Origin of the sequence: Microbacterium trichothecenolyticum (assembly GCF_041938625.1) — a bacterium.
GTDB classification, from domain to species: domain Bacteria; phylum Actinomycetota; class Actinomycetes; order Actinomycetales; family Microbacteriaceae; genus Microbacterium; species Microbacterium trichothecenolyticum_D.
Genome location: NZ_CP169427.1, coordinates 4,038,836 through 4,064,257, shown reverse-complemented (window position 1 = coordinate 4,064,257; position 25,422 = coordinate 4,038,836). Strand labels below are relative to the sequence as shown.

At 71.7% G+C, this 25,422-nt stretch carries 20 protein-coding genes; 4 read left to right on the top strand and 16 right to left on the bottom strand.

The genetic code is table 11. The annotated features are described in order from the left end of the window. Window positions 1-34 precede the first annotated feature (34 nt). The 8 genes from ACEYYH_RS18860 to ACEYYH_RS18825 form a co-directional block, all read right to left on the bottom strand. Entirely contained in the window at window positions 35-1,762 is a 1,728-nt protein-coding gene (locus ACEYYH_RS18860; protein WP_374975830.1) for a hypothetical protein, read from the bottom strand. A 154-nt stretch (window positions 1,763-1,916) separates the two neighbouring features. Further along, window positions 1,917-2,672, bottom strand: a complete 756-nt coding sequence (locus tag ACEYYH_RS18855; RefSeq protein WP_374975829.1) for an SDR family NAD(P)-dependent oxidoreductase — start codon at window positions 2,670-2,672, stop codon at window positions 1,917-1,919. Between the two features lie 3 nt (window positions 2,673-2,675). Further along, window positions 2,676-3,542 (bottom strand): phosphogluconate dehydrogenase C-terminal domain-containing protein, encoded by an 867-nt coding sequence (locus tag ACEYYH_RS18850; RefSeq protein WP_374975828.1) that lies wholly within the window; start codon window positions 3,540-3,542, stop codon window positions 2,676-2,678. Continuing rightward, window positions 3,539-4,333: a sugar phosphate isomerase/epimerase family protein gene (locus tag ACEYYH_RS18845; RefSeq protein WP_374975827.1), complete on the bottom strand. Its 795-nt coding sequence runs from the start codon at window positions 4,331-4,333 to the stop codon at window positions 3,539-3,541. The genes ACEYYH_RS18850 and ACEYYH_RS18845 overlap by 4 nt, the downstream gene beginning before the upstream one ends. Then, window positions 4,330-5,109: a triose-phosphate isomerase family protein gene (locus ACEYYH_RS18840; RefSeq protein WP_374978261.1), complete on the bottom strand. Its 780-nt coding sequence runs from the start codon at window positions 5,107-5,109 to the stop codon at window positions 4,330-4,332. Before ACEYYH_RS18840 ends, ACEYYH_RS18845 begins: the two co-directional genes overlap by 4 nt. 86 nt (window positions 5,110-5,195) lie before the next feature. Continuing rightward, window positions 5,196-5,666 carry a ribose-5-phosphate isomerase gene (locus tag ACEYYH_RS18835; RefSeq protein ID WP_374975826.1) on the bottom strand — a complete coding sequence of 157 codons (471 nt, stop codon included), beginning with the start codon at window positions 5,664-5,666 and terminating at the stop codon, window positions 5,196-5,198. After that, the gene (locus ACEYYH_RS18830) at window positions 5,659-7,404 is read right to left on the bottom strand and encodes a dihydroxyacetone kinase family protein (protein ID WP_374975825.1); all 1,746 of its coding nucleotides are present in this window, start codon (window positions 7,402-7,404) and stop codon (window positions 5,659-5,661) included. The genes ACEYYH_RS18835 and ACEYYH_RS18830 overlap by 8 nt, the downstream gene beginning before the upstream one ends. Beyond that, window positions 7,401-8,816, bottom strand: a complete 1,416-nt coding sequence (locus tag ACEYYH_RS18825; protein ID WP_374975824.1) for an MFS transporter — start codon at window positions 8,814-8,816, stop codon at window positions 7,401-7,403. Before ACEYYH_RS18825 ends, ACEYYH_RS18830 begins: the two co-directional genes overlap by 4 nt. Before the next feature lie 130 nt (window positions 8,817-8,946). Between ACEYYH_RS18825 and ACEYYH_RS18820 the strand changes: the two genes are divergently transcribed. The 4 genes from ACEYYH_RS18820 to ACEYYH_RS18805 are packed head-to-tail and all read left to right on the top strand — an operon-like array spanning window position 8,947 to window position 11,720. After that, window positions 8,947-9,684, top strand: coding sequence for a FadR/GntR family transcriptional regulator (locus tag ACEYYH_RS18820; RefSeq protein WP_374975823.1), 738 nt, complete (start codon window positions 8,947-8,949; stop codon window positions 9,682-9,684). A 25-nt stretch (window positions 9,685-9,709) separates the two neighbouring features. Then, a complete protein-coding gene (locus ACEYYH_RS18815) occupies window positions 9,710-10,957 on the top strand; it encodes a D-arabinono-1,4-lactone oxidase (RefSeq protein ID WP_374975822.1) in 1,248 nt (415 codons plus the stop codon). 47 nt (window positions 10,958-11,004) lie between these two features. After that, window positions 11,005-11,367, top strand: coding sequence for a YidH family protein (locus ACEYYH_RS18810; protein WP_374975821.1), 363 nt, complete (start codon window positions 11,005-11,007; stop codon window positions 11,365-11,367). Continuing rightward, the gene (locus ACEYYH_RS18805; RefSeq protein WP_374975820.1) at window positions 11,364-11,720 is read left to right on the top strand and encodes a DUF202 domain-containing protein; all 357 of its coding nucleotides are present in this window, start codon (window positions 11,364-11,366) and stop codon (window positions 11,718-11,720) included. Before ACEYYH_RS18810 ends, ACEYYH_RS18805 begins: the two co-directional genes overlap by 4 nt. A gap of 33 nt (window positions 11,721-11,753) precedes the next feature. On the opposite strand, the gene ACEYYH_RS18800 is transcribed toward ACEYYH_RS18805, so the two are convergent. From ACEYYH_RS18800 to ACEYYH_RS18765, 8 genes are all read right to left on the bottom strand, one after another. Then, window positions 11,754-13,514, bottom strand: coding sequence for a DUF5605 domain-containing protein (locus ACEYYH_RS18800; RefSeq protein WP_374975819.1), 1,761 nt, complete (start codon window positions 13,512-13,514; stop codon window positions 11,754-11,756). A 39-nt stretch (window positions 13,515-13,553) separates the two neighbouring features. Then, on the bottom strand, window positions 13,554-16,406 hold the full coding sequence (locus ACEYYH_RS18795; RefSeq protein ID WP_374975818.1) for a family 78 glycoside hydrolase catalytic domain: 2,853 nt from the start codon (window positions 16,404-16,406) through the stop codon (window positions 13,554-13,556). Beyond that, window positions 16,403-17,920, bottom strand: coding sequence for a family 43 glycosylhydrolase (locus tag ACEYYH_RS18790; protein WP_374975817.1), 1,518 nt, complete (start codon window positions 17,918-17,920; stop codon window positions 16,403-16,405). Before ACEYYH_RS18790 ends, ACEYYH_RS18795 begins: the two co-directional genes overlap by 4 nt. Before the next feature lie 21 nt (window positions 17,921-17,941). Continuing rightward, complete coding sequence (locus ACEYYH_RS18785; protein WP_374975816.1) at window positions 17,942-19,072, bottom strand: serine hydrolase domain-containing protein; 1,131 nt, start codon at window positions 19,070-19,072, stop codon at window positions 17,942-17,944. Window positions 19,073-19,206: 134 nt separating this feature from the next. Then, a complete protein-coding gene (locus ACEYYH_RS18780; RefSeq protein ID WP_374975815.1) occupies window positions 19,207-21,639 on the bottom strand; it encodes a glycoside hydrolase family 3 protein in 2,433 nt (810 codons plus the stop codon). Between the two features lie 90 nt (window positions 21,640-21,729). Further along, entirely contained in the window at window positions 21,730-22,605 is an 876-nt protein-coding gene (locus ACEYYH_RS18775) for an ATP-binding cassette domain-containing protein (RefSeq protein ID WP_374975814.1), read from the bottom strand. Then, window positions 22,602-24,464: a dipeptide/oligopeptide/nickel ABC transporter permease/ATP-binding protein gene (locus tag ACEYYH_RS18770; RefSeq protein ID WP_374975813.1), complete on the bottom strand. Its 1,863-nt coding sequence runs from the start codon at window positions 24,462-24,464 to the stop codon at window positions 22,602-22,604. The genes ACEYYH_RS18775 and ACEYYH_RS18770 overlap by 4 nt, the downstream gene beginning before the upstream one ends. Next, window positions 24,461-25,402, bottom strand: coding sequence for an ABC transporter permease (locus ACEYYH_RS18765; protein WP_374975812.1), 942 nt, complete (start codon window positions 25,400-25,402; stop codon window positions 24,461-24,463). Before ACEYYH_RS18765 ends, ACEYYH_RS18770 begins: the two co-directional genes overlap by 4 nt. Window positions 25,403-25,422: the final 20 nt, after the last annotated feature.

Here is a 25,422-nt window from a genome sequence, read left to right as displayed (position 1 = left end):
CGCTGGGACGTGCGCGTCTGGCGCGAGGCCTGAGTCAGACCCGGACGAAGGATCCGGGGGCGAGCTCCGCGGTGCGGGTCTCGCCGCCCGGGAGTTCGACCTCGACGGTGCGCGAACGGCGGTCGAGGTTGGCGATGAGCACGACGTCGCCGTCGGCGGTGCGGGCACCGAGCGCCCATACGAGGCCGTCGGGGGAGCCGCCGCGAAGGCCCGGCTCGCCCGCGAGCGCCGCGAGCGCGGTGACGGCGTCGAACGCCGGCTGGGTGATGCCGTCGACCGTGCGCACCCCACGAGGGCCCCACTCCTCGAAATACGCGAGGGTCGCGACTCCGGGCACGGCGAAGGCGGCGGCGCTCGCGACGGTCCACGCGGCGAGTTCGGGAGCCGCCTGGCGCGGGTCGACGGCGTCGGTCAGAGCCGAGCCGTAGCCGTCGCGCAGGTCGTCGTGCGCCGGCATGGGCGGCGGCGTCGTCGCCACGTCGTTGAAGTGGGGCCGGAGCGAGATCGGCCCGATGTGTACGGGCAGTCCTGCGGCGAGGCGCACTCCCTGGGTCGCGACCAGTCGTTGCATCGGCACCGCTTCGACGAGCTGGGCGGAGCTGAGGCTGTGGAACAGGGGCGTGCTGCTGAACACGATCCCGTCGAGGCCTCGCGGAAGACGGTGGTGCTCGCGGTTGAGCTCGGTGAAGTGCGAGCGCGCGCCGCCGACCACCTCGGCCTCGATGCCCGCCTCGGTGAGCGCGTGGCGCAGGGCGCCGATCGCGTCGATGTCCGACACGTGCCGCGCCGCGCCCGTGGGCGGGAACGCGGTGACGCGCGCGACGGACAGATCGTGCAACGCGGGCACGGCGTGGTCGAGGGCCGTGGGGTCGTCGTCTGCGAGCACGAACCTGACATCGAGCGGGAGACCGGATGCTGCCGCCCGGTCGAGTGCGGCGCGCCAGTTGCGGGTCGCGAGGTCGAGCTCGACGAGAACCGCTGAGCCCGTGGGGGCGAAGGCGGGATCAGGATCGGGCGCGGTCGACGCCGACACCGCGATCGCGGGGAGCGCCGGGCCCTCCTCGAGCCGGATGCGGGTGACCCGGTCCTCGTCCACCGGCGTCGGGGTTCCCGACACCCTGATGTCGATCGACTGCACGATCCGCTCACCCGCCGCGAGCGTGTACGGGAAGGGCAGCGCCAGCGGGCGGCTGTACGTCTTGTACGAGGCATCCGTCCAGTTGCGCTGGTCCTCCATCTCGAAGACGTCACCGGCGAAGCGCACGTCGACGGCGAGGCCGTCGTGCGACCACGACAGGCCGGCGATGTCGAACGCGGGCTGATGCGGGCTGATGTCGGCGGGGAACCGGGAGTGCGTCACCTCGCCGTCGGGATGGCGGACGTCCATCGCGGCGCCCGCGAGCGCGGGCGGGTGCAGCGCGATGATACCGGTGCGGTTCGTCTGGAACTCCGAGGCAGATTCGAGGTCGGCGAGCAGGCGGAGGCGCCCGGTACCGCGCACCTCGGCGCGGACGACACCGCGGAGGTCCGAGCCGAGACCCACCGAGTGCACGTGCAGCGTCAGCGCGATGCCCGACGCGTCGACGCGGTCGACCACGAGGTCCGCGGTGTCCCAGTTGCGATCGCGCACGACAGCGCGCACCGAACGGAGCACGACGTGGCCTTCGTAGGCGATGTCGGCGAACTCGTCGTCACGGAGTTCGAGCGACCATGGGCCGCTCTTCCACTCGCGCGCCGGCTCGCCGTTCCACAGGTCCGTCATCGTTCCATCCTCGCCTCGCCTGTCGCGATGTGCCACGGGTGGCGGCAGTTCGTGACAGGTGAGCAGTTCGTGTTCGTCCGGAGATGCTGCTCACCTGTCACGATGTGCCACCGGTGGCGGCGGATCGTGACAGGTGAGCAGTCGGTGATCGGGGTCAGAGCGAGGTCATGCCGCCGTCGACCTGGAACGTCGCTCCCGTCGCGAAGGCGCCGTCGTCGCTCGCGAGGTACACCATGATGCCCGCGACGTCGTCGGGAGTGCCGGCGCGGCCGATCGGGATGCGGCTGATGATCGCGGCGCGGGAGGCGGGGTCCTCGCTGATCGCGGCCACCAGCGGCGTCTCGGTGTACGCCGGCTGCACCGTGTTCACGCGGATGCCCTTGTCGGCGTATGCGGCGGCGACCGTGCGGGCGAGGCCGTGCATGCCGGCCTTCGACGCGCTGTAGGCGGTGAAGTCCTTGCCCTCGCCGTTGACCGCGGTGGGGCTGCCGGTCAGGATGATCGACCCGCCACCCCTCTTCAGCATCGAGCGCACCGCGTGCTTCACGGTCAGGAACGTGCCCGTCAGATTGATGTCGATCGTGCGGCGCCAGACGTCCAGGTCGAGATCTGCCGCCGGGGCGTCCTGCCCGAACAGCTGCACGCCGGCGTTGGCCACGACGACGTCGGGCGCCCAGCCGGCCGCCTCGACCTCGGCGAAGGCGGCGGCGACCGCGTCCTCGTCCGAGATGTCCATCGTGACGGCACGGGCGTTCTCGCCGATTTCGGCGGCGGCCGCGGCCGCGCCCTCGCCGTTGCGGTCGGCGAGGATCACCCGCGCGCCCTCACGGGCGAACCGCGTCGCGACGGCCAGGCCGATGCCGAGCGCCCCGCCCGTGACCAGCGCGGTCTTGCCCTCCAGCTGGCCCATGGATCAGCGCTCGATGTGGTCGAGGTGCAGCATGCGCGCGAGATTCTTGTCGAGCTCGTCATCGCGGAAGATCTTCTTCCAGTCCTCCTTGATGATGGACTCGCGGCCGTAGTCCATGGCGATCAGGCACGCGTCCGAGAACGGGTTGTCGCCGCGCAGGCCGTTGGCGAGCGCCACCTGGGTGTGGCCGTACAGGATGCTGCGCGCCGCCGCCTCGGGAACGCCCATGGTGTTGATCGCCTCGTCGAGCGCCTCGTTGAGGAGTGCGCCGATCATGCAGGCGACGGTCTCGACCAGGGTCGGCTCGAGCTGGGCGAGCTGCTTGACGGTCACGAAGTGCACGTCGATGACCGGGGCGTAGATCGCGCGGACCGTGGCCTCGACGATCGCCTTGTGGGCCGGGTCGCCGGAATCGACGGCCGCGATGGCGTCCTGCGGGGCGGCGATGCCGCCGAAGGTGTCGGCCCACTCCTCCTTGGTGGTGCGCTCGAGGAACACCGACGGGTGGCAGGGGTGCGCGACGGCCTGGACGACGTCCTCGCGCGTGGTGAGCAGACCCGCGTACGCGGCGGCCGGGTCCAGCGTCAGCACGATCGCGCCCGACTTCAGCTGCGGCACGAGATCGGCGGTGACGGGGCCGAGGGCGAGGTCGGGGACGGCCAGGACGACGATGTCGGCGTCGGCGACGGCGGTGGCGGCATCCGTCAGCTCACGACCCGCGTCGATCGTGCGCTGCTGGCCGGCGGGCGAGTTCTCGACGTACCAGACGGTGTGGTCGGTCTTGACGAGGTTGTTGGACACACGCATGCCCATCTTCCCGCCGGCGCCGACGACGGCGATCTTGTACGTGTCGGTGGTGGTCGTGCTCATGTCGTGCTCCTCAGATATTCGATGGTGCGGCGGGTCCATTCCCGCTCGGTGCGGACGGTGGTCTCGGCATCCCCCTGCCAGGAGAGCCAGTGCTCGACGACCTCGTTGATCCCGCGCTCGCGCGGGCGGACGGTCTCGAGGAGGTGGGGGTAGTCGTGGAGGCCGTCGCCCATGGGCGCGCCCCCGTAGGTGAAGCCGACCCAGCCCGGCTGGCGGGCGAAGGCGAAGTCCTTGACGTGCACGTTCTTGACGTGCGCGGCGGTCTGCTCGACGCAGTCGCGCGGACGCTCGAGGCGCGCGACGACGTTCGCCGGGTCGAGGCAGATGCCCAGGCGGTTGCTGCCGGTGCGCTCGACGAGGGCGACGAGGTCTTCGGTCGAGACCTGCTCGTACGTCTCGAGCGCGAGGTCGACGCCGGCCGCCTCGAACGAGGGGAGCACGGCGCGCAGCCATTCCTCGGCCTGCTCCAGTGTGGGCCGGGTCTCGGCGGAGTAGAGCATGCTGCGCACCAGCGTGGTGTCGAACGCGCTCGCGAGGTCGAGGAAGCGGGTCAGTCGATGCGGCTCGATGCCCTTGGTGCCCAGCTCGATCATCAGCTCGAGGTCGCGCGCCGCGGCCGCGGCATCGGTGAGCTCGGAGCCGGTCATGGCCTCGAGGGGCGCGAAGTCGCAGATCTGGAACAGGTCGACGCCGAGCTCCTTCGTCGCCTCGAACGCGCCGACGAGCGAGAGCGGCTCCGGCACCTGGTCGGAGTGCTGCCAGAAGAACGCGTAGGTCCCGAGGCCGATCATGCGTCGACCCCCGCTCGGGACGAGGCGAGCGCGGCGCCCTCGTCGAGCACGGCGACGAGGGCGTCGACCTCGTGGGCGAAGCGGCCGAGGAAGAGTCCGTCGACGGCATCGCCGAGGCGGGTGAGCAGGCCGGGGCCGGCGGAGCCGCCGTAGATGACGACGCTGCCCGCGCGGGCGGGATCGGCGTCGACGGCGGCACGGAGGGCCCGGGTGACGGTGGCGATGTGCGCGTCGGGAGCGGGCTCGGCGGCGCCGATCGCCCAGACCGGCTCGTACGCGACGATGACAGGTCCGGCGGGGACCTGCTCGAGGTTCGCGGCGAGCTGCTCGACGTTCGCGAGGGCGGCGGCGGGGGCGCCGAGGTGCTCGGCCTCGCCGATGCAGAGCACCGGGGTGATGCCGTGGCTGAGCGCGGCGGCAGCTTTGCCGGCGGTGACGGTGTCGGTCTCGTCGAACAGGCGGCGGCGTTCGGCGTGCCCGATCTCGGCGACCTGGACGCCGACCTCGGCGAGCTCTTCGGCGGTGACCTCGCCGGTGTACGCGCCCGGCGGGTAGGCCGAGACGTCCTGCGCGCCGACCAGCACCGGCGTGCCGGCGAACGCGGCCAGGGCGGGGAGGATCTGCAGGTAGCTGGGGATGACGAAGAACCGCACATCCCCGGCGGCCACGGCGGGGTGACCGGCGACGCGGGCCGCCACATCGGCGAACCACGCGCGTGCCCGCTCGTGCCCGAAGTACGTCTTCAGGCTCACCCCGACCGTGACCTGGGGGTGCACCAACTCCTCAGATTCGCGCGAAGCCTGCGGACTCCGGGCGGACTCCTGCGAGTCCGGTGCGGTTCTGAGGAGTTCGTGCTCGGTCATCAGCAGGAGCCGGTGGTCTCGAACTCGTCGATGACGGCGACCTTGTCGGCCGATGCCGAGGTGGTGTCGAACCGGTAGGTCAGCCACTCGCGCACCAGGCGGCGGGCGAGCTCGATGCCGACGACGCGCTGGCCCATGGTGAGCACCTGCGCATTGTTGGACAGCACGCCGCGCTCGACCGAGAACGAGTCGTGGGCGGTGACGGCGCGGATGCCGGGGACCTTGTTCGCCGCGATCGCGACGCCCAGGCCCGTGCCGCAGATCAGCAGCGCGCGGTCGGCGGTGCCGGCGGCGACCTGCTGCGCGGCTTCGATGGCGACCCTGGGGTACGGGGTGTGGCCGTCGGCGTCCACGCCCACGTCGATGACCTCGACCACGCCGGGGTTGGCGAGGAGGTCCTTCTTCAGGATCTCCTTGTAGTCGAAGCCGGCGTCGTCGGCGCCGATCACGATGCGCAGCGGCTCAGGCATTCGCGCTCTCCTTCTTGTTCTCGGCCGCGAGCGTCTCGCCCACGGCGGTCACGATGAGCGCGAGTGAGATCGCGCCCGGGTCGGGGGTGCCCACGCTGTTCTGGCCGTGCGTGCGCGCGCGGCCCATGCGGGGGAGGAGCTCGGCCGTCGCGATCGCGGCGCGGGTGGCAGCTTCCGCCGCCGTCCGCCACGCATCGGTGAGGCCCGCGCCCGCATCCACCGCACCGGTCAGGGTGGTGCTGAACGGCACGAGTGCGTCGACCATCGTCTTGTCGCCGATCTCGGCTTTGCCGTAGTCGGTGACGCCGCGCGATCCGGCCGCGACGCCCGCGGCGATGGCGGCGGCGTCGGGGCGGCCCTCGTCGCCCAGCTTCGCGGCGACCGCGCTGAGGATGACGCCCCACAGCGCGCCCGAGGTGCCACCCGCCTTGTCGCTCCACGCGTCGGCGGCGTGCGCGAGCGTGGTGCGGGCGCCGGCACCGGCGTCGACGGCGGCGGTCGCGGCGGCGAGGGCCGCGTGCGAGCCGCGCTGCATGCCGATGCCGTGGTCACCGTCACCGGCGATCGCATCGATCCGGCCGAGCTCGTCGACATGCTCATCGACGGTGTCGACGATCGTGCGCACCGCGGCGAGCACGGTGCGGGCGACGGACTGGGATGCCTCGTCCCCGGGCTCGATCGCCTCGGCCATGACGGCGGTGCTGTCGGTGGCGACGAGACGCTGCTGCGGTGCGACGGAGCCGCGCCGGTACGCGGGAGTGTCGACGGGAGCGTCCCACAGCGGGGCGAGTTCCTCGTCGAGCCAGAACAGGGTGAGCGAGGTGCCCGCCATGTCGAAGCTGGTGCAGTACTCGCCCACGTGCGGGTCGACAAGTTCGAGGCCGGCGTCCGTCAAGAGCTGCGCGATGCGCCGGTAGACGACGAACATCTCCTCGTACTTCAGTGACCCGAGGCCGTTCAGGATGGGAACGACGCGGGCACCCGCGAGCTCGACCCCGTCGGGCACCTCGGCCAGCAGCTTCTCGACGAGCAGCTCGGCGAGTCCGTCGGCGGTGGGGATGTCGGTCTCGTCGATGCCCGGCTCGCCGTGGATGCCGAGGCCGACCGCCATCCGCCCCTCGGGGACGGTGAACAGCGGCTGCTCGGCACCGGGGAGGGTGCAGCCGGTGAACGCGACCCCGAACGACCGGGTGCGCTCGTTGGCGAGGCGGGCCAGTCGCGTGACCTCGGCGAGGTCGGCACCGGACTCGGCGGCCGCGGCCGCGATGCGGAACACCGTCAGGTCGCCCGCGATGCCGCGGCGCCGGTGCTTCTCGCCCGCCGACGCCGACACGATGTCGTCGGTGACCGTGACGGTCTCGCATGCGATGCCCTCGGCGCGCAGGCGCTCCTGCGCCGCGTCGAAGTTCAGCACGTCGCCGGCGTAGTTGCCGTAGGAGAAGAACACGCCGCCGCCGTTGTCAGCCGCCTTCGCGACCGCGAACACCTGCTGTGTCGAGGGCGATGCGAACAGGTTGCCCATCGCCGCGCCGTGCGCGAGCCCGGGACCCACCAGCCCGCCGAACGCGGGGTAGTGGCCCGAGCCGCCGCCGACCACGACCGCGACCTGACCGGCCGGCGACACCGTCGAGCGCACCACACCACCGGGTACCCGGCGCACGTACCGCTCGTTCGCCGCGACGAACCCGTCGATCATCTCGTCGGCGAAGTCCGCCGGCTCGTTCCAGAGACGGGTCATCGCGCGTCGCCCTGGGGGTCGGCCGCGGCGTGCAGGGCCTCCGCGTCCACGGCGGGCGCAGCATCCGCGTCGTCGACGACGACCGGGTTGATGCGGTTGCTGCGGGCAAGGACGACCATCAGCACCGCCGAGACGAGCATGACGAAGCCGACGATGAACATCGGCACCTCGTAGCCGCCGGTCCAGTCGTGTACGAAGCCCGTGACGAACGGGGCCGAGAAGCCGGCCAGGTTGCCGATCGTGTTGATCAGCGCGACACCTGCGGCAGCCGCGGCTCCCGTGAGGAAGCGCGTGGGCAGCGTCCAGAAGTTGGGCAGGGCGGCGAAGATCGCGCAGGCCGTGACCGTGATGACCGCGATCGTGGCGGCCGGCGATCCCATGAACAGCGCCAGCGGGATGCTGACGGCACCGGCGATCGCGGGACCCGCGATGTGCCACGTCTTGAGGCCGCGCTTGGACGCGTCTCGCGACCAGAAGTACATGACGACGGCGGCCGGCAGGTACGGGATGGCGGTGATGAGGCCCTTCTGCAGCGTGTCGAAGGTGACGCCGGACTGCGTCTGGAAGCCCTCGATGATCGTGGGGAGGAAGAACGCCAGCGCGTACAGGCCGTAGATGAAGCCGAAGTAGATGAACGAGAGCACCCACACGCGACCGCTCTTGAAGGCGAAGCGCGCCGACACGTGGCCGTGCTCCTTCTTCTGCGTGGCGGCCTTCTCGCGGTCGAGCGCGTCGGTCAGCCAGACCTGCTCGTCACGGGTGAGCCACTTCGCGTCGGCGGGCTTGTCCTTGAGGTAGAACCAGGCGATGACGCCGACGATGATCGCCGGGATCGCGACGCCGAAGAACATGAAGCGCCAGCCCTCGAGGCCGAAGAAGACCTCGTGCTGCTGGATGAGCCAGCCTGCCAGCGGGGCGCCGATGACGGTCGTGAGCGGCTGCGCCAGGTAGAAGAGCATGAGGATGCGGCCGCGGTACTGCGCAGGCACCCAGAGGCTGAGGAAGAGGATCGCGCCGGGGAAGAAGCCGGCCTCGGCGACGCCGAGGAGGAAGCGCAGCACGACGAGCTGCTCGAAGTTCTGCACCCACGTGAACAGCAGCGCGACGATGCCCCAGCTCACCATGATGCGCGAGAGCCACCGGCGGGCGCCGAACTTGTGCAGCGCCAGGTTCGACGGCACCTCGAGCAGGATGTAGCCGATGAAGAAGACGCCCGACGCGAAGCCGAACTGAGCGGCGCTGAGGGCGAGGTCTTCGTTCATGCCGTTGGGGGCGGCGAAGCCGATCGCGGTGCGGTCGAGGTAGTTGATGAAGAACATCAGCGCGACGAACGGCACGAGGCGGATCGACACCTTGCGGATGGCGGATCGCGCGACGGGTGGCGCGTCTGCGACGGTCTGGTTCTGGTCCACGGTGACTCCTGGCTCATCGACGGTGATCGAGGGTGATTCCGACGACCATTGTGACAAACCGGTTGACCAAATGCAAGAACCGGTTGACCAAAACCTTTCTCTGTCGCTGCACGCAGGATAGGTTGTTCGCATGCCCGCCTATCCCGACGACCGCTCGGCCGAGATCACGGCGGCCCTGGGCGCGCTCCCGACGGGCACGCCCGTGTCAGAGGTCGCCCGTCGCCTGATGGACCTCTTCACCAGCGGGGACCTCGAGGCCGGCACCCGCCTGCCCCCGGAACGACAGCTCGCGGCCACGCTCGGCGTCGGGCGATCCGCGGTGCGGGAGGCCCTGGCCGCGCTCGAGATCCTCGGCATCGTCGACGTGCGTCCGGGCTCGGGCACGTATCTCCGCGGCACCGCGAGCGAACTCCTGCCGCAGACGCTGCGCTGGGGACTGCTGATCGGGCAGAAGAACACGGCCGAGCTGCTCGAGCTGCGCTCGGGGCTCGAGATCTACGTCGCACGTCTCGCCGCCGGCCGGGCCGCAGCATCCGATCTGACTGCGATCTCGGGATCTCTCGAGCGGATGCGCGGCGGCGTGGGCGACCTCACGGCGTTCGCGCGGGCCGACCTCGATTTCCACAACGCGCTGGCCGCGGCCGCGGGCAACGACACGCTCATCGACCTGCTGCACGTCGTGCGGTCGCTGCTGCAGGTGTACGCCGACCGGGCCGTCCACGACGAGGACGAGGCCCGCACCGCCATCGACGAGCACGACGCCGTCTTCCGCGCCATCGAGGCGGAGGATGAGGATGCCGCGGCCTCCGCGATGGCGCTGCACATGGCGACCGCCTCGCAACGACTCGCGGCCGAAGCCGCGCACTGAACCGCAGATCCGAGAAGGGGGCGCGATGGCGCGCAATTGGGCTGGAACCTACGAGTACGCTGCACCGCGGATCGTCGAAGCGACGTCGGTCGACGACGTCGTGCGGGTGCTGCGCGAACCCGGCCGGGTGCGCGCGCTCGGCACCCGGCACTCCTTCACCGATCTCCCCGACACCACCGGCACGCTCGTCGACGTGACGGGGTTCGCGGCCGAGTTCGCGCTCGACGAAGCGGCGCAGACGGTCACCGTGCCCGCCGGCGTCCGCTACGGCGTGCTCGCGGTCTGGCTCGACGACCGCGGGTGGGCTCTGCGCAACATGGGGTCGCTCCCGCACATCAACGTCGGCGGCGCGACGGCCACCGGAACCCACGGTTCGGGCGATGCGAATCCGGTGCTGTCGGCATCCGTCCGGGCACTCCGCTACGTCGGGGCCGATGCCGAGGTGCACGACGTGCGCCGCGGCGACCCCGACTTCGAGGCCCTCGTGGTCGGGCTCGGCGCCTACGGCATCGTGGTGTCGCTGACCCTCGACATCGTGCCCGCGTTCCGCGCCCGGCAGGACATCTACTCCGGCGTCTCGTGGGAGGCCGCGCTCGCCTCCTACGACGAGCTCACCTCGGCGGGGTACAGCGTCTCGGTGTTCTCGCGCTGGGAGGAGCCGTCGATCGGCTTCATCTGGGTGAAGACGCGACTGGACGCCGACGACGATGCCGTGCCCGACACGATCCTCGACGGGGTGCGCGCCCAGGCGGAGGAATCGCCGCTCGGCGTGGAGGACAACGTCACGGAACTCTCCGCGCCAGGACCCTGGATGCTGCGACTCCCGCACTTCCGCCTCGACGCCGAGCCGTCGTTCGGCGACGAGATCCAGAGCGAGTACTTCGTCGCCCGCGCCGATGCGATCGCGGCGCTGAACGCGGTGCGGGCGCTGGGCGACAGCATCCGTCCGCATCTCATCTGGACCGAGCTGCGTACCGCCGCCGCCGACGAGCTGTGGCTGAGCCCGGCGTACCGGCGCGACGTCGTGATCATCCACTTCACGTGGCACAACCACCCGGACGAGGTCGCGGCCGCGGTCGCCCGCGTGGAGGCCGCGCTCGAGCCGTTCGAGGCGCGCCCGCACTGGGGCAAGCTCCACGGCTTCGATCGGGCCGCGATCGAGCGCGTGCACCCGCGCCTCGCCGACGCGCGCGCTGTGTTCGAGCGGCTGGACCCCGACGGCCGCTTCTCGAACGCGCACCTCGAACGAGTCGGCGTGCGCGGGACGCGTTGACCGGAGGCTCCGATGTCCCTCGCCGTGATCCCCTGGACGGTCGCCGGATGAGCGATCGACGCTTTCCCCGCTCGGTGTTCTCGCGGGGAACCGAACCCGACGCCCGGTTCACCCTCGCCAACGAGCGCACCTTCCTCGCGTGGATCCGAACGGCGCTCGCCCTGATCGCGGGTGGCGTCGCGCTCGAAGTGCTCGGGCTGGACCTCCACGCCGGGCTTCGCCTGGCGGCGTCTGTGGTGCTCGTCGCCGTCGGCATCCTCACCCCCGCGCTCGCCTGGTTCGGCTGGATGCGCACCGAGCTCGCGCTCCGCGAGGGGAGGCCCCTGCCGACCTCGCCGCTCGGGGTCCTTCTCGGCTCCTCGGTGACGCTGGCCGGGATCCTCGTGATCCTGGCGATCCTGCTGCGATGACCCCGCTCTTCGACGACGGCCTGCAGCCCGAGCGCACCGAACTGGCGTGGCGGCGCACGGCGCTGGCACTCGCGGTCGGCTCGCTCGTGGCGTTCCGTCTCCTGCCGTCGGCATTCGGCGACGCCTGGTGGGCGCTCGGCGGCGTCGCCGGCCTGCTGGCCACCACATGGCTCTACCTCAGCGCACGACGGCGGTACCGCCGTGTGAACGAGGTCCTCCGCGTCGAGGGCGACAGGGCGAGGATGCCGGGCGGCGGCGTTCTCGGCATCCTCGCCGTGTTCATCCTCGCGGTCGGGGTCACCGGCCTCGCGGTCGTCCTCGCCGTGGCCGTGCGCGGCGGCGCGACGCTCTGACGGATGCCGGTCGCCCGACGGCCCGCGTGCCCGTCAGTCGGCGACGCGGATCGCGCGGACGGCCATGAACGGGCGGCCGGGGAGCGCCACCCGCACCGTGGTGCGGTGGGTGCCCTCGAGCCGCTCGACGGTCATGTTCCAGGTGTCGATGACGTCGATCGTCCACTCGCCGTCGCCGAGCACGACATTGCGGAAGCGAGGGCGGTTGAAGCCGAAGTAACCGACGCGGTGGGTGTCGGCGCCGCCCCACGGGACGTCCCAGTCGGACGGGAGCGGGTCCCATACGCCCTCGGGCGCGTCGGCGAGCAGCCGCTCGAGGAACCCGATGCGGTCAGGAGACGTGCCGTGCAGAACGCCGCCCTTCGACCACCACAGCACCTCGTCGTCGAGCCCGAGCGCCGAGGGGAGGTAGGTCTCGCCGTGGCCGACGTAGCCGCCGCGTACCGCGCCCTCCCAGAACCGGCGCACCATCTCCTCGCCGGTGATGTTGCCCCAGCCCTGATCGATGTCGCCCTCGTAGGCGCACTCGTCGATCACGACGGGCTTGCCCCAGTTCTCACGCCACTCGTCGGTGTTCTCGGCCGTGCGGTAGACGTCGACGCGCTGGATGCTGACGTGCGTGATCCACGGCTTCGCGTAGTCGTAGAGCGGTCGGCAGTTGTGGATCGAGTTGAGGTGGCCGAAGGGATCCTCCTCGCCGACGACCGCGGCCAGGCGCTCCCAGTCGGCGCCGGTCTTCGACCACAGCAGGTCGTACTCGTTCGCCATCGACCACCACACGTTCGAGAACGCGGCGAGGCGTCGCACGGCATAGCGCAGGTAGCGCTCGTCGACGGCCGGGCCGAGGTCGGCGAAGCCCCACCGGTCGTACGCGTGGAACAGGATGAGGTCGGCCTCGATGCCCAGCTCGCCCAGCTGCGCAATGCGCTGCTCGAGCCGGCGGAAGTGGGCGGGGTCGAACCGCTCGAGGTCGAAGCCGTCGTCGAGCGACCCGGGGAACACGAAGTCGCTCGGCTCGTTCGCGTTGAACAGGTACGACTTCGGGAACAGGCACATGCGGATCTTCGTGAACGGCGCTTCGGCGAGCGTCTGCAGGGTCCGCTCCTGCAGCTCGTCGCTCTGGTGCGTCCAGGCGTACGCCGTGGTGCCGAGGGGGCGGTGGCGGGTGCCGTCGGCATGCCGGAAGTGGAAGCCGTCGACCCGCACCGGCCCGTGGGCGCCCGCGCGCGCTGCCGTCACGGTGACCGTGCCGCCGAGACCGTCGAGCGACCGCGCCGTCGAGCGCGTGACGAAGGTCCAGTCGCCCTCGGCGTCGGCGAGGGCGCGCACGAGATACCGGCCGTCGCCGTCGTAGAAGCCGCCGACCCGCACGGTGGAGCCGTCGGGCCGCGTGAACACGGCGTCGAGCTCGACGTCGACGAACGGGTTGCCGTGGCTCGGGCCGTCGAAGCGCACCTCGAGGACGCCCCACTTCGTCGTCGGGGAGGGAAGGACGACGGATGCTGACCCCCGCGTCACCTCCGCGCTCTCGTAGGCCGGGTCGGGGCTGATCGCCGGCGCGTACGGGGCACGCGCGTCATCGCCGTCTTCGATGCCCGCGAGCGCCTCCCAGAGGAGTTCCTGCGCGTCGGGGTCCTCGAGGGCGGGGACGAGTGCCACGAGCTGGCCCAGCCGCGCGCCCCGGTACTGCGCCGCCATGGGCGACGCGGCGATGCCGGGGAGATGGGTCTCGAGCACGGCGCGGCCGGCGGGGCTGTCGAGGGTGTCTCCGAAGGTGGAGGCGCGGTCGAACATCGTGGTCGTTCCTTCTCTCTGGCGGCCGAATCGGCCGCGTCAGCGGGCTGTGGCGGAGCGGATGGCGGTGTCCACGGCGTGGAGCAGAGCCGGCGGCATGAACATGAGGGCGGTCGAGACCGGGCGTCCTTCGGCCCAGCGGGTCTCGGTGCGCACGGTCCGCGCCCGATCCTCGTCGGCTTCGCCGAGCGTGTCCAGCAGTGCCTGATAGGCGCGCGGGTCGTCGATCACCTCCGCGAGGGACGCCGTGAGACCGGGCAGGGGCGGCAATGCGCGTGCCGGCTCCGCCGGAACGCGCCATTCGTGCCGCCCCGAACCCACCTCGGAGAGGCGCGGCCCGAGGGGGACGTCCAGCTCGGCCGTGGTGTTCGCCGGAACCTCCGCGGTCACGACGATGTCGTCGCCGTCACGGACCCAGGACACGGATGCCTCGCCGTACGGCGTCACGTGCCGGGCCGACGCGTGGTCGAGCCCGGCCAGAGGGCGCGGTGCGATCCGCACGCGGCGGTAACCCGGTGCGGCGGGCGCGAGACCGGCCACCGAGCGATGCAGCCAGTCGGCCACCGCACCCAGGGCGTAGTGGTTGAACGACGTCATCTCGCCGGGGTTCACCGACCCGTCGGGGAGGAGGCTGTCCCAGCGCTCCCACACGGTGGTCGCCCCCATCGTCACCGGGTAGAGCCACGACGGGCACTCGGTCTGCAGGAGCAGGCGCTCGGCCGCGGCGAGCCTGCCGGCCCGAGTGAGCGCGTCGGTGACGAGCGGGGTGCCGACGAATCCGGTGCCGATGCGATAGCCGCCCTCCCGCACGAGCGCCGCGAGGCGCTCGGCGAGGGCGTCGCGCACGCCCGCGTCGGTGACGAGGTCGAACTCGAGGGCCAGCGCGTAGGCGGTCGGCGCGTCGCTCATCATGCGACCGGCCGGCGTCACGTACTCCGCCACGAAGGCGGCGCGGCTGCGCTCCGCGAGTGATGCATAGGCCGCAGCATCCGTGTCCTCTCCCAGAACGGATGCGGCGTCTGCCACCTGGCGGAGCGACCGGGCGAGGTACGCCGTCGCGACGATGTCGCCGTCGACCTTCGCCTGCCCGGGCTTGTCGGGCGGGGCCGCCGGGTCGAGCCAGTCGCCCAGCTGCATGCGGCCGGCCCACAGGCCGGTGTCGCCCGCGTCGCGGAGCACGGCGTCGACCCACGCCTTCATGCTCGGGTACTGGGCGGCCAGCACGCCGATGTCGCCGAAGCGCTGGTGCAGCACGGTGGGCACGACGGTGGCCGCGTCGCCCCATGCCGCGGTGGGCCCGAGCCCGCCGAACGAGGGGAGCGCAGCGGGGACGACGACGGGCACGGTGCCGTCGCTGCGGGCCTGCTCGAACGAGAGGTCGCGCAGCCACGACGTCAGGAAGCCGTCGACGTCGTAGAGGAAGCTCGCCGTCGGCGAGAACACCTGGATGTCGCCTGTCCAGCCCAGCCGCTCGTCCCGCTGCGGGCAGTCCGTCGGGAGCGACAGGAAGTTGCCGCGCATGCCCCACACGACGTTCTCATGCAGCCGGTCCAGCTGCGCGTGGGATGAGGCGAACCAGCCGGTGCGGCGGAGGTCGCTGTGCAGCACGACCGCCTCGACCTGCGACGAGTCGACGTCGAGTCCGGTCACCTCGGCGTAGCGGAAGCCGTAGAACGAGAACCGCGACTCGAGAACGTCGTCCGCGCCCGACAGATCGAACGTCGCGGTCGCCCGCGCATTGCGGAGGGGGCGGATGCTGAGCTCGCCGTCCTCGAGCACCTCGGCGTGGCGCGCCGTCACGCGCGTGCCGGCGGCGCCCCTCACCCGCAGCCGCAGCCGCCCGACGAGGTTCTGGCCGAAGTCGAGGATCCGGCCGCCGGACGGGGAGTCGATGACGTCGACGACGGGCAGCGTGTCGATGCGGCGCACGGGCGGCGCGACGCGCGCCTCGGGCACGGGGACGTTCTCGTAGCCGGGAAGGGCGGCGGCCCCCACGCGGGCGGGGGCCCAGACGGAGTCCGCGTCGCCGGGTCGTCCGGGCGAGGACCAGCCGGGGATCTCGTGCCGGAGGTCCTGGTGCTCGCCGGCGTAGATCCCGCTGTCGACGACGGGCCCGTCGCCGGTCGCGGTCCAGCCGTCGCCGGTCGCGGCCACGGTCTCTGTCGATCCGTCGGAGTAGGTGATGCGCAGCTGCGCGAGGAACGACGGCTGCGTGCCGTAGAGGCGGTTCGTGAAGGTGAAGAAGCCGTACTTCTCGGTGTACCAGGCGCCGGCGATCGCCGCGCCCAGCACGTTCTCGCCCTCGCGGACCAGGCCGGTCACGTCGACCGTCTCGTGCACGAGGCGGTCGCGGTACGCGGTCCACCCGGGGGAGAGCACGTCGTCCGAGACGGGCGCGCCGTTGAGCTCCGGCTCGGCGACGCCGAGTGCCGTCCAGAACAGCACCGCGCGCTCGACCGGGCGGTCGAGGGTGAAGCGGGTGCGCACGAGCGCGGGTTGCGCGTCACGCGCGGGCACGGCGAGCCCGACAGGCTGCGCGACCCACTCGCCGTCGGCGAGGAACCCTGCGGCGACCTCGAGCGGTGCGCTCCAGCCTGTCGCGCGGCCGTCGGCGGCGTGCACCCGCACCCGGACCTCGCGGGTCTCACCGGGGGCGAGCGGCGCGAACGGCCACGGGACGAGCACCGAGTCGCCGCTTTCGTGCGACCGGGTCTCGATGCCGTCGGTGATCTCGGCCGCGGCCTGGAGCCAGGCGGGCGCCGCGGACACCGTCCAGGTCAGACGGGGCTCCGGCGTCGCGACGAAGGCGGTGTCGTCGCGGAGCTCGGCCCGCAGCGTCGCGACGCGCGGGCTCGGGTGTCCGGTGGAGGCGGGAGTCGCAGCATCCGTCATTCGTCGTCTCCCTCCGCGGTCCAGCCGAGCACGGCGACGTCGCCCTCGACGGCGTACACGCCGATGACGCGGCCCGTGAACGATTCCGCGACCTCCGACGACAGGAACCGCCCGTCGACCTCGGCGAGCTCGACGCGCTCGCCGCCGTCGGCCGTGAACCCGACGTGGAAGATGTCGCTCGTCGAGACCATGCGCCAGCCCGGGCCGGGCTTCGCGGAGTCGAGGTGCAGGTCGACGATGTCGCCCTGGAGCGGGGCGCTCCACTCCTGCAGCAGGCCGCCGAGCGCTGCGCGGGCCGTGACGGTGCCGCGACCGGCCTCGATCTCGAGCCGGAAGCCTTCGTCGTAGCGCACAGCCAGACCGCCCACGCAGCCGCTGACGTCGACGCGCACGGTCACCGCGTTGTTCAGGTGCTCCTGGCGGCGGCCCACGAAGACGGGGCGCGAGTCGGCGAGCGTCGTGCCGTCGGCGCGGAGCACGAGGGCGCCCTCACGCGAGGAGAGGTCGGCGATCTCGGCGGGCAGCCGGCGGATGCCGACCCACTCGTGGTCGAGCGGGCCGTCGAAGTCGACCTCGACACGCGTGCCGGGCCGCGGGTTCAGCTCGACAGGCGCGATCGCGGGCCACCCGTCGTCCCACGTCACCGGCGTCACGAAGGTCTCGCGCCCGAGCGCCGAGAAGGCGCGGGTGCCGCTGCGCGGCCGCACGCCGAGCAGCACGCACAGCCAGTCGCCGTCGGGGCCGACGACGAGGTCGCCGTGGCCGGTGTTCTGGATCGGCCGCGGCGTCGAGCGTGCCGAGACGAGGGGGTTGCCCGGAGCGCCGACGAACGGGCCTTCGGGCGAGGAGCCCCGCGCGATCGAGATCGAGTGCCCGCGCTCGGTGCCGCCCTCGGCGATCAGGAGGTACCACGCGCCGTCGATCGCGTAGAGGTGCGGCGCCTCCGGAAACATCAGCCCCGTACCCGACCACAGCGAGCGCGGCTCCTCGAGCGCACGGTGCGACGCGAGGTCGACCCGCACCTGCTGGATCCCGAGGTGCGCCGGCTGGTTGGGATTCAGCGCACCTGTCAGCTGCAGCCCCGAGAACGTGACGTAGCAGGTGCCGTCGGCGTCCCAGGCGATGTCGGGGTCGATGCCCTCGAGCGTGCCCGACCCGTCGGCCTTCACGAGCAGGTCGCCGTCGCTCCACGGACCCGCGGCATCCGTCGCGGTGAAGTGCAGCATGCCGCGGCCCATCGCATCGGTGATGACGAGGTGGAAGATCCCGTCGTGATGACGGATCGTCGGCGCCCACGCGCCGCCCCCGGTCGGCACCTCCTCGACGCCCAGCTGTCCGGGCCGCGTCGCGACGTGGCCGATGAGCTCCCACGTCTCGAAGTCCGTCGAGCGGTGGATCGGAATGCCGGGGAGGTACTCGAACGTCGACGTCGCGAGGTAATACGCGCCGTCGACCGCCACGACGCTCGGGTCGGGGTGGAAGCCGTTGATGAGGGGGTTGAAGAGCGTGCTCACGAGGTTCCTTCGGGGCGAGGTTCAGGACGAGAGACGGATGCCGAGTTCCCGGGCGAGCGCGACCGCACGCGGGTCCGCGCCGCCCGGCCACGGGCCGCGCGCGATCGTCCATGCGAACGCCAGCCCGGTGTCGGGGTCGACGCAGGCGAGCGCTCCGGCGGCGCCGTCGTGGCCGAACGCACGCGGCCCGCCGAACGCGAGCTGCTGCGACGGCTTCTGGAACACGATCGCGTGCGCGCGGTCCTGCTGGTGGAGCACCTCGTCGTAGCCGCGGATCTGCTGCTGGCCGATCTCAGCCACCGTGTCGGCGCTGAGGAACGGATCGGCGCCGTCGACGCCGGTGACCGCCGCGGCGAAGAGGCGCGCGAGGCCGCGGGCGGTGCCGGTGCCCGAACCGGCGGGATGGCCGTACGCCCAGCTGCGGCGCGAGTTGGCGAGGTCGACCTCGCCGCCCATCGAGCCGAACACGACCGGGCCGAGCGCCGAGAAGGTCGGTGCGGACGTGTCGGACACCGGCCTGATCATCGGCAGCACGTCCACCCGACGGTGCTCCTGGTCGGCGGCAAGGCCGAGGAAGAAGTCGACGCCGTGCGGGGCGCGGATCTCCTGCTCGTAGAACTCGTGCAGCGTCCGTCCGGTCACCCGGAAGACGAGCTCGTCGCCGAGGTTGCCGATCGTGATGGCGTGATAGCCGAATGCGCTTCCCGGGTACCAGTACGGGCGGCTCGCCGCGAGCCGCTCCGCCGCCGCATGGTGGTCGAGCAGTTCGTCCCACGTGAGTGCGGGTGCGGCCTGCGGCAGGCCGGCCTGGTGCGACAGCAGCTGGCGCACCGTGACGTGCTGCTTGCCCTTGGCCGCGAACTCGGGCCAGTAGGTCGCGACGCGCTCGTCGAGGTCGAGCTCGCCCCGCTCGACCAGAAGGCCGATCGAGAGCCCGATCGTGTTCTTCGTGACCGAGTAGGGCACGATGACCGAGTCCTCGGCCAGGTGCGGCCCGCCCCACGCGTCGAGCACGGGGTGCCCGTCATGGAACGCCGCGACCTGGAACGACAGGTCGGGGTCGGCGGCGAGGAATCCCTCGAGCCGGGCGACGACCTCTTCCAGCCGCTCGTCGGCGCTCCCCCGGAGGCGGGCGGTGGTCAGGTGCTGCATCAGGTTCCTCTCGGCAGTGGGGCGGGTGATGTCGCGATGTGCAGAACTCCGCAGATTTCGGGGCTCATCGGCCCCGACCAACCCCCTAGCGGGGCCTGTCGGGCGAAATCTGAGGAGTTCTGCCCGGCGGAGGGTCAGGACTCGACGGTCCAGTCGACCGACAGCGGCAGGTCCGCCACCGAGGCGCCGGCGCGGAGCGTGAACGAGCCGGGCTCGACGACCCACTCGCCGGCCCAGTGCGCAAGGCGGCGCCGGGGAACGGGGATGATCGCGGTCACCGTCCCGCCGGCGGCGGCGTGCACGGTCGCGAATCCGACGAGCCACCGCTCGGGGCGCTCCACGGCTGAGACCGCGCGCTCGGCGTACACCTGCACGACCTGCTTGCCGTCGCGGTCGCCGGTGTTCGCGAGCGTCACCTCGACCGTGTCGCCGATGCGCTGGGCCGCACCCCACGACCACGTCGTGTACCCGAGTCCGTGGCCGAACGGGAACGCGGGCTCGGCATCGGCCTTCAGCCACGCGCGATAGCCGATGTGCAGGCCCTCGCGGTACTCCAGGCGACCGTCGGTGGGCACGACCTCGGTCACCGGCACGTCGGCCAGCGCCGCCGGCCACGTCGTGGGAAGGCGGCCGCCGGGTTCGGCGGCGCCGGTGAGCACGTCGGCGATCGCGTGCCCGAACTCCTGCCCGCCGAAGTAGCCCTGCACGACGGCCGCGACCTCGTCCGCCCACGGCAGCACCACCGGCGAGCCCGCGTTGACGATGACGATCGTCGGCGTGCCGGTGGCGGCGACGGCGCGCACCAGGTCGTCCTGGCGGCCGGGAAGGTCGAGGCTGGTGCGGTCGTAGCCCTCCGACTCGACCTTCGAGTTCGTGCCCACGACGACGATCGCGACATCGGATGCCGCGGCCTCCGCGACCGCTCGCGCGATGAGCTCGTCGGGATCGGTGCGCTCGGGCGCGATGCCGAGCGTCGCGCTGAGCGCGCCCGAAAGTGCGCCGTGGCTCTCGCGCGTGAACTCGACGCGGACGGCGGTCTCGCGACCGGCCTCGACGGCGACCGTGGCGGTGATCGACGGCGGGTTGAGGAAGGCCGCGCCCAGGTCGGTGCCCTCGATGACCGGCGCGTCGTCGAGCACGAGACGCTCGTCGACGTAGAGCTTGCCCCGGTTCGCACCGGCGAAGCCGAGCTCGATCTCGCCCGACTCGGTCGGCGTGAACAGGGTCTCGAACACCACCGTGGCGCTCGCCGCGATGGGCGCGTCGCCGCCGAACCACACCAGGGCCGTCGATCTACGGTTCTCGGCGAAGAGCTCGGTGCCGTCGGCGCCGAAGAACGCGACGCGGATGCCGGCCTCGCCCGTCGCCGGGTTGGTCAGCTGTGCGAGCGGGATCTCGGCGACCCCCTCCTGCACGACCGCGCCGATCTCGTAACGGACGTCCGCGGCCGGCACCGCGGCGCGGATCGCCTCGAGCGGCGAGACCACGGACGCGGGGATCACGGTGGCGCTGCCGCCGCCCTGCGTGCGGGCCTCGCGCGCGTTCTGCCCGATGACGGCGACGCGGCCGAGGGACGCAGCATCCACCGGCAGAACTCCCTCGTTGCGCAGCAGCACGGTGCCCTCGATCGCGGCGGCGCGCGCGAACGCGGGACCGTCGAGCGGAGCGGGCTCGAGGGGCGCCCGGTCGCCGAGTGCGCCGACGCGCTCGGCGAGCAGCAGCAGGCGCAGCACCTTGCGGTCGAGGTCGGCCTCGCTCACCCGGCCGTCGCGGATCGCGTCCACCAGGTCGCCCCACGCGGGGGCCGGTCCGGGCATCGCGAGGTCCTGCGCGGCGGCCACGGAGTCGAGCGAGCGCACGGCGGTCCAGTCGCTGATCACGACGCCGTCGAAGCCCCACTCCGAGTTGAGCGGCGTCTCGAGCAGGTCGTTCTCGGTCATCGTGACGCCATCGACGGCGTTGTAGGCGCTCATGATCGCCCACGCTCCGGCCTCGACGGCACGCTCGAACGGTGCGAGGTACAGCTCGCGCAGCGCGCGCTCGCCGACGCGGACGTCCACGGTGAAGCGGTCGGTCTCGGAGTCGTTGGCGACATAATGCTTGGGCGTCGCGGCGACGCCGTTGTCCTGCAGACCCCGCACGTACGCGGCGGCGAGCTCGGCACTCAGCTCGGGATCTTCGCTGAAGCACTCGAAGTGACGGCCGCCGAGCGGCGAACGGTGCAGGTTGATCGTCGGTCCGAGGACGACGTCGACACCCTTGCGGCGGGCCTCGGATGCTGCGGCCGCGCCGTACCGGTAGGCCAGCTCGACGTCCCACGAGGCGGCGAGGGCCGAACCCGACGGCAGGTTGAGCGACGGCTCGCGCTCGTCCCATCGCGGACCGCGAACGCCCGCCGGGCCGTCCGACAGGGTCATCGCCCGGAGCCCGATCTCGGGCAGGGAGACGGTGGTCCAGAAGTCGGCGCCCTGCACGAGGGCGGCCTTCTGCTCGAGCGTGAGGCGCTCGAGCAGCGGCACGAGGTGCAGCACCGATTCGGGGTGCGTGGAGGTGGCGGTGTCGGTCATCGGGGGAGGCTCTTTCTCAAGGGAGTTTCAGGGGACGGATGCTGCGACCCGGCGCCCGCAGGAGGCGCCGAGCCGCAGCATCCGTCTTCGTCAGGCGACGCTCGCGGACGCTTCGGCGTCGAGGAGGGCACGGCGCGCGATGCGGCGCTCCTCCTGCTTGTCGGGGTCGGGGACCGGCGCGGCCATGAAGAGACGCTGGGTGTAGGGGTGCTGGGGCTCGGAGGTCACCCGGTCGCCGTCGCCCGTCTCGACGATCTCGCCGCGATACATCACGGCGACGCGGTGGCTGATGTGGCGCACCACCGCGAGGTCGTGCGTCACGAAGAGGTAGGCGACGCCGGTGCGGTTCTGGATGTCGATGAAGAGGTCCAGCACGCGGGCCTGGGTCGACAGATCGAGCGCCGACACCGGCTCGTCGCACACGATGAGCCGCGGCCGCAGCGCGAGCGCCCGCGCGATCGCGACGCGCTGGCGCTGACCGCCCGAGAACTCGCGGGGAAGGCGACCGCGAGCGTCGGCGGGAAGTCCCACCTGATCGAGCAGGTCGCGCACACGCGATTTTGCCTCACTCGAAGAGACGCCCGCCGCGGTCAGCGGCTCGGTGAGGATCTGCTCGATCGTCATCGACGGGTTCAGCGACGAGTACGGGTCCTGGAACACGACCTGGATCTCGGAGCTGAGCGCGCGGCGCTCCTGGCGCTTGAGGTGCGAGATGTCCTTGCCGTCGTAGAAGATCGACCCCTCGGTCACCGGCGCGAGGCCGAGGGCCGCGCGTCCGAGCGTGGTCTTGCCCGACCCCGACTCTCCGACGAGGCCGACCGTCTCACCCGGCAGGATGTCGAGCGAGACGCCCTTGAGGGCCCGGAACGGCTGGGCGCGGAACCCCTTGCCCGGGTACTCGACGACGAGGTCCTTGATGTCCAGCAGCGGGGTGGCCTGCACCTGGGTGTCCAGTGGAGTGCTCATGCCCGTGCTCCCTTCGTGACGAGCGGGCCACGGGCGGGACCCTCGTCGAGGATCGCGTCCAGCAGTGCCTGCGTGTACGGGTGGTGTGCGTCGTTGAAGATCGCGCGCACGGGTCCCTGCTCGACGAACCGGCCGCTCTGCATGACCGTGACCCGGTCGCACAGGTCGGCGACGACGCCGAAGTTGTGCGTCACCAGGAGCATCGCCATGTGGCGCTCGGCCTGCAGGTCGCGCAGGAGTTCCAGCACCTCGGCCTGCACCGTGACGTCGAGGGCCGTCGTCGGCTCGTCGGCGATGATGAGGTCGGGGTCGGTCGAGACGGCGCCCGCGATGAGCACGCGCTGCGCCATGCCTCCCGACACCTCGAACGGGTACGCGTCGAACGTGCGCTTCGGGTTCGGGATGCCGACCCGGGCGAGCAGCTCGAGCGAGCGGTCGGTGGCCGCCTTCTTCGAGAGCCCGAGGTTCTTGCGCAGCGGCTCGACCAGCTGGCTGCCGATCGTGAACGACGGGTCGAGGTTCGACATCGGCTCCTGGGGGATGTAGCCGATGCGCTTGCCGCGCAGGCCGGCGTAGCCGCGGTCGTCGGCCCCCGCGAGCTCGGCGCCTTCGTAGAGGATGGAGCCGCCCGTGACGTGACCGCCGCGGGGAAGGAGGCCGAGTACCGCGAACGCGGTCTGCGTCTTGCCCGACCCCGACTCGCCGATGAGTCCGTGCACCTCGCCCTTGCGGATGTCGAGCGAGACGCCGTGGACCACCTCGATGTGCGAGCCGTCGGGCTGGTCGTAGCCGACGTGCAGGTCGCGGACGTCGAGCACCTTCTCGGTGGCCTTGGTGCGCGCGTCGCCCTTGTGGACGATGACGCCGTCGCTCTCGAAGATCGGCGGCTCGTCGAGGTCGACGACGTCGCCGCCGCTGAGCCCGACGGAGGTCGTCACCGCGGCCACCGAGCCGGTCGCGGTCGCCACGGCGCGGCGGCGCTTGCGCCTCACCGACACGGTGCGCTCGATCTCGTCGCGCATGACGTTGGCCAGGAGGGTCAGCGCGATGCACGTGAGGGCGATCGCGAGCGACGGCCAGAGCATCAGGAGAGGCTCTTTGTAGATGTTCTTGAAGCCGTCGTTGAGCATCTGGCCCCAGGTGGGCACGGCGATGTCGCCGAGACCCAGGAACTCGAGGCCCGACTGGATCGCGATGGCGATGCCCGCGATGATCGCGGACTGGATGATGATCGGGGCCCGCACCACCGAGAGCACGTGGCGTCCGATGATGCGCGTGTCGCTGAGACCCGACACGCGGGCGGCATCGACGTACAGCTCGGTGCGCACGGCGGTCACCGACGCGTACACCAGCCGGTAGAACGCCGGCGCGAGCAGGATGCCGAAGATGAACATCGAGATCCACACCGACGGGCCGAGCACGGCGCGCGCCGCGAGGAGCACCACGATGCCGGGCAGGGCCATGTTGAGCTCGGTGACCCACGTCGCGGCGCTGTTGAACCAGCCCTGGTAGTAGCCGGCGATGAGGCCGCTGATCACACCGAGGACGAGCGCCACGACGAGGGCGAGGAGGGCCGCCGCGACGGTGGTCTGGGTCGCCGCCAGCAGGCGCGAGAAGACGTCGCGGCCGCTGCCGTCGGTGCCGAGCAGGTGCGCGGCGCTCGGCGGGGCGAGCACGTTGCGGATGTCGGCGTAGTTCGGGTCCTGCGGGGCGATCGCCGGGCCGATGATGGCGATCACTGCGAGGAAGACGAGGAAGATCAGCGAAGCGAGGCCGACGGGGCGGCGCAGCAGACGGCGCCAGAGCGAGACGCGTACCGGGGCGACCGGTACGTCGAGGGGGACGTCGATGGCGGTCATGAGAGTCGCACCTTCGGGTTCAGCGCCGCCTGGGCGAGGTCGATGAGGAGGTTCACGATGACGACGATGATCGCGAACGCGATCACCACGCCCATCACGACGGGGATGTCGCCGAGGGTCGTCGCGCGGACGGTGAGCTGGCCCATGCCGGGGATCGCGAAGACCTGCTCGACGATCACCGCGCCGCCCAGGAGGCCGATGAACTGCACGGCGAGGACTGCGAGTGCGGGGCCGCCGGCGTTGCGGAGGACGTGACGGTAGACGACCGAGTTCGTGCTGAGGCCGCGCGAGCGGAGCGTGCGGACGTAGTCGCGCGACACCGCGTCGATGACCGAGCCGCGCACCTGTTGCGAGACCGCCGCGATCGCGCCGATCGACAGCGCCACGATCGGCAGGGTGACCGATGAGAGCCATCCCGCCACCGATGTCGTGAGGGGCACATAGCCCGTGGCCTTGAACCAGCCCAGGTTGATCGCGAACACGAGCACGAGGCCGAGCGCGATGAGGAAGCCGGGGATGGCGAAGCCGATGAGGGAGATCACCTGGACGCTGCCGTCGACCCATCCGCCGCGGCGGGCGGCGAGGATGCCGAGCACGACCGCGATGACAGCCGACACGAGCGTCGCGCCGATCACGATCGAGAGGGTGACCGCGAGGCGGTTGCTGACGCTCGTCGAGACCAGCTCGCCGGTGAACCAGCTGCGGCCCATGTCGCCGGTGAGCGCCGAGGTGACCCAGTTCCAGTACTGCTGGAGCAGCGGCTGATCCAGCCCGAGCTGCTCGGTCTTCTTGGCGACGGTCTCGGCGGTGGCGTTCTCGCCGAGGATGCGGCGGGCGATGTCGCCGCCCGCGGCGTACAGCAGGACGAACGCGAGGAACGAGATCACCGCGATGAGGATGACGCCCGACAGCACGCGTCGGAGGATGAATGAGAGCATGTCGCTTTCCCGTGGGTGGT

Bases quoted from the DNA above. Each gene is read 5' to 3' on its own strand.
- ACEYYH_RS18845 (WP_374975827.1), bottom strand. From the start codon at position 4,333: ATGATCGGCCTCGGGACCTACGCGTTCTTCTGGCAGCACTCCGACCAG.
- ACEYYH_RS18830 (WP_374975825.1), bottom strand. From the start codon at position 7,404: ATGACCCGTCTCTGGAACGAGCCGGCGGACTTCGCCGACGAGATGATC.
- ACEYYH_RS18765 (WP_374975812.1), bottom strand. From the start codon at position 25,402: ATGCTCTCATTCATCCTCCGACGCGTGCTGTCGGGCGTCATCCTCATC.
- ACEYYH_RS18795 (WP_374975818.1), bottom strand. From the start codon at position 16,406: ATGACGGATGCTGCGACTCCCGCCTCCACCGGACACCCGAGCCCGCGC.
- ACEYYH_RS18775 (WP_374975814.1), bottom strand. From the start codon at position 22,605: ATGAGCACTCCACTGGACACCCAGGTGCAGGCCACCCCGCTGCTGGAC.
- ACEYYH_RS18860 (WP_374975830.1), bottom strand. From the start codon at position 1,762: ATGACGGACCTGTGGAACGGCGAGCCGGCGCGCGAGTGGAAGAGCGGC.
- ACEYYH_RS18770 (WP_374975813.1), bottom strand. From the start codon at position 24,464: ATGACCGCCATCGACGTCCCCCTCGACGTACCGGTCGCCCCGGTACGC.
- ACEYYH_RS18805 (WP_374975820.1), top strand. From the start codon at position 11,364: ATGACCCCGCTCTTCGACGACGGCCTGCAGCCCGAGCGCACCGAACTG.
- ACEYYH_RS18815 (WP_374975822.1), top strand. From the start codon at position 9,710: ATGGCGCGCAATTGGGCTGGAACCTACGAGTACGCTGCACCGCGGATC.
- ACEYYH_RS18820 (WP_374975823.1), top strand. From the start codon at position 8,947: ATGCCCGCCTATCCCGACGACCGCTCGGCCGAGATCACGGCGGCCCTG.
- ACEYYH_RS18835 (WP_374975826.1), bottom strand. From the start codon at position 5,666: ATGCCTGAGCCGCTGCGCATCGTGATCGGCGCCGACGACGCCGGCTTC.
- ACEYYH_RS18785 (WP_374975816.1), bottom strand. From the start codon at position 19,072: ATGCAGCACCTGACCACCGCCCGCCTCCGGGGGAGCGCCGACGAGCGG.
- ACEYYH_RS18800 (WP_374975819.1), bottom strand. From the start codon at position 13,514: ATGTTCGACCGCGCCTCCACCTTCGGAGACACCCTCGACAGCCCCGCC.
- ACEYYH_RS18850 (WP_374975828.1), bottom strand. From the start codon at position 3,542: ATGAGCACGACCACCACCGACACGTACAAGATCGCCGTCGTCGGCGCC.
- ACEYYH_RS18780 (WP_374975815.1), bottom strand. From the start codon at position 21,639: ATGACCGACACCGCCACCTCCACGCACCCCGAATCGGTGCTGCACCTC.
- ACEYYH_RS18810 (WP_374975821.1), top strand. From the start codon at position 11,005: ATGAGCGATCGACGCTTTCCCCGCTCGGTGTTCTCGCGGGGAACCGAA.
- ACEYYH_RS18855 (WP_374975829.1), bottom strand. From the start codon at position 2,672: ATGGGCCAGCTGGAGGGCAAGACCGCGCTGGTCACGGGCGGGGCGCTC.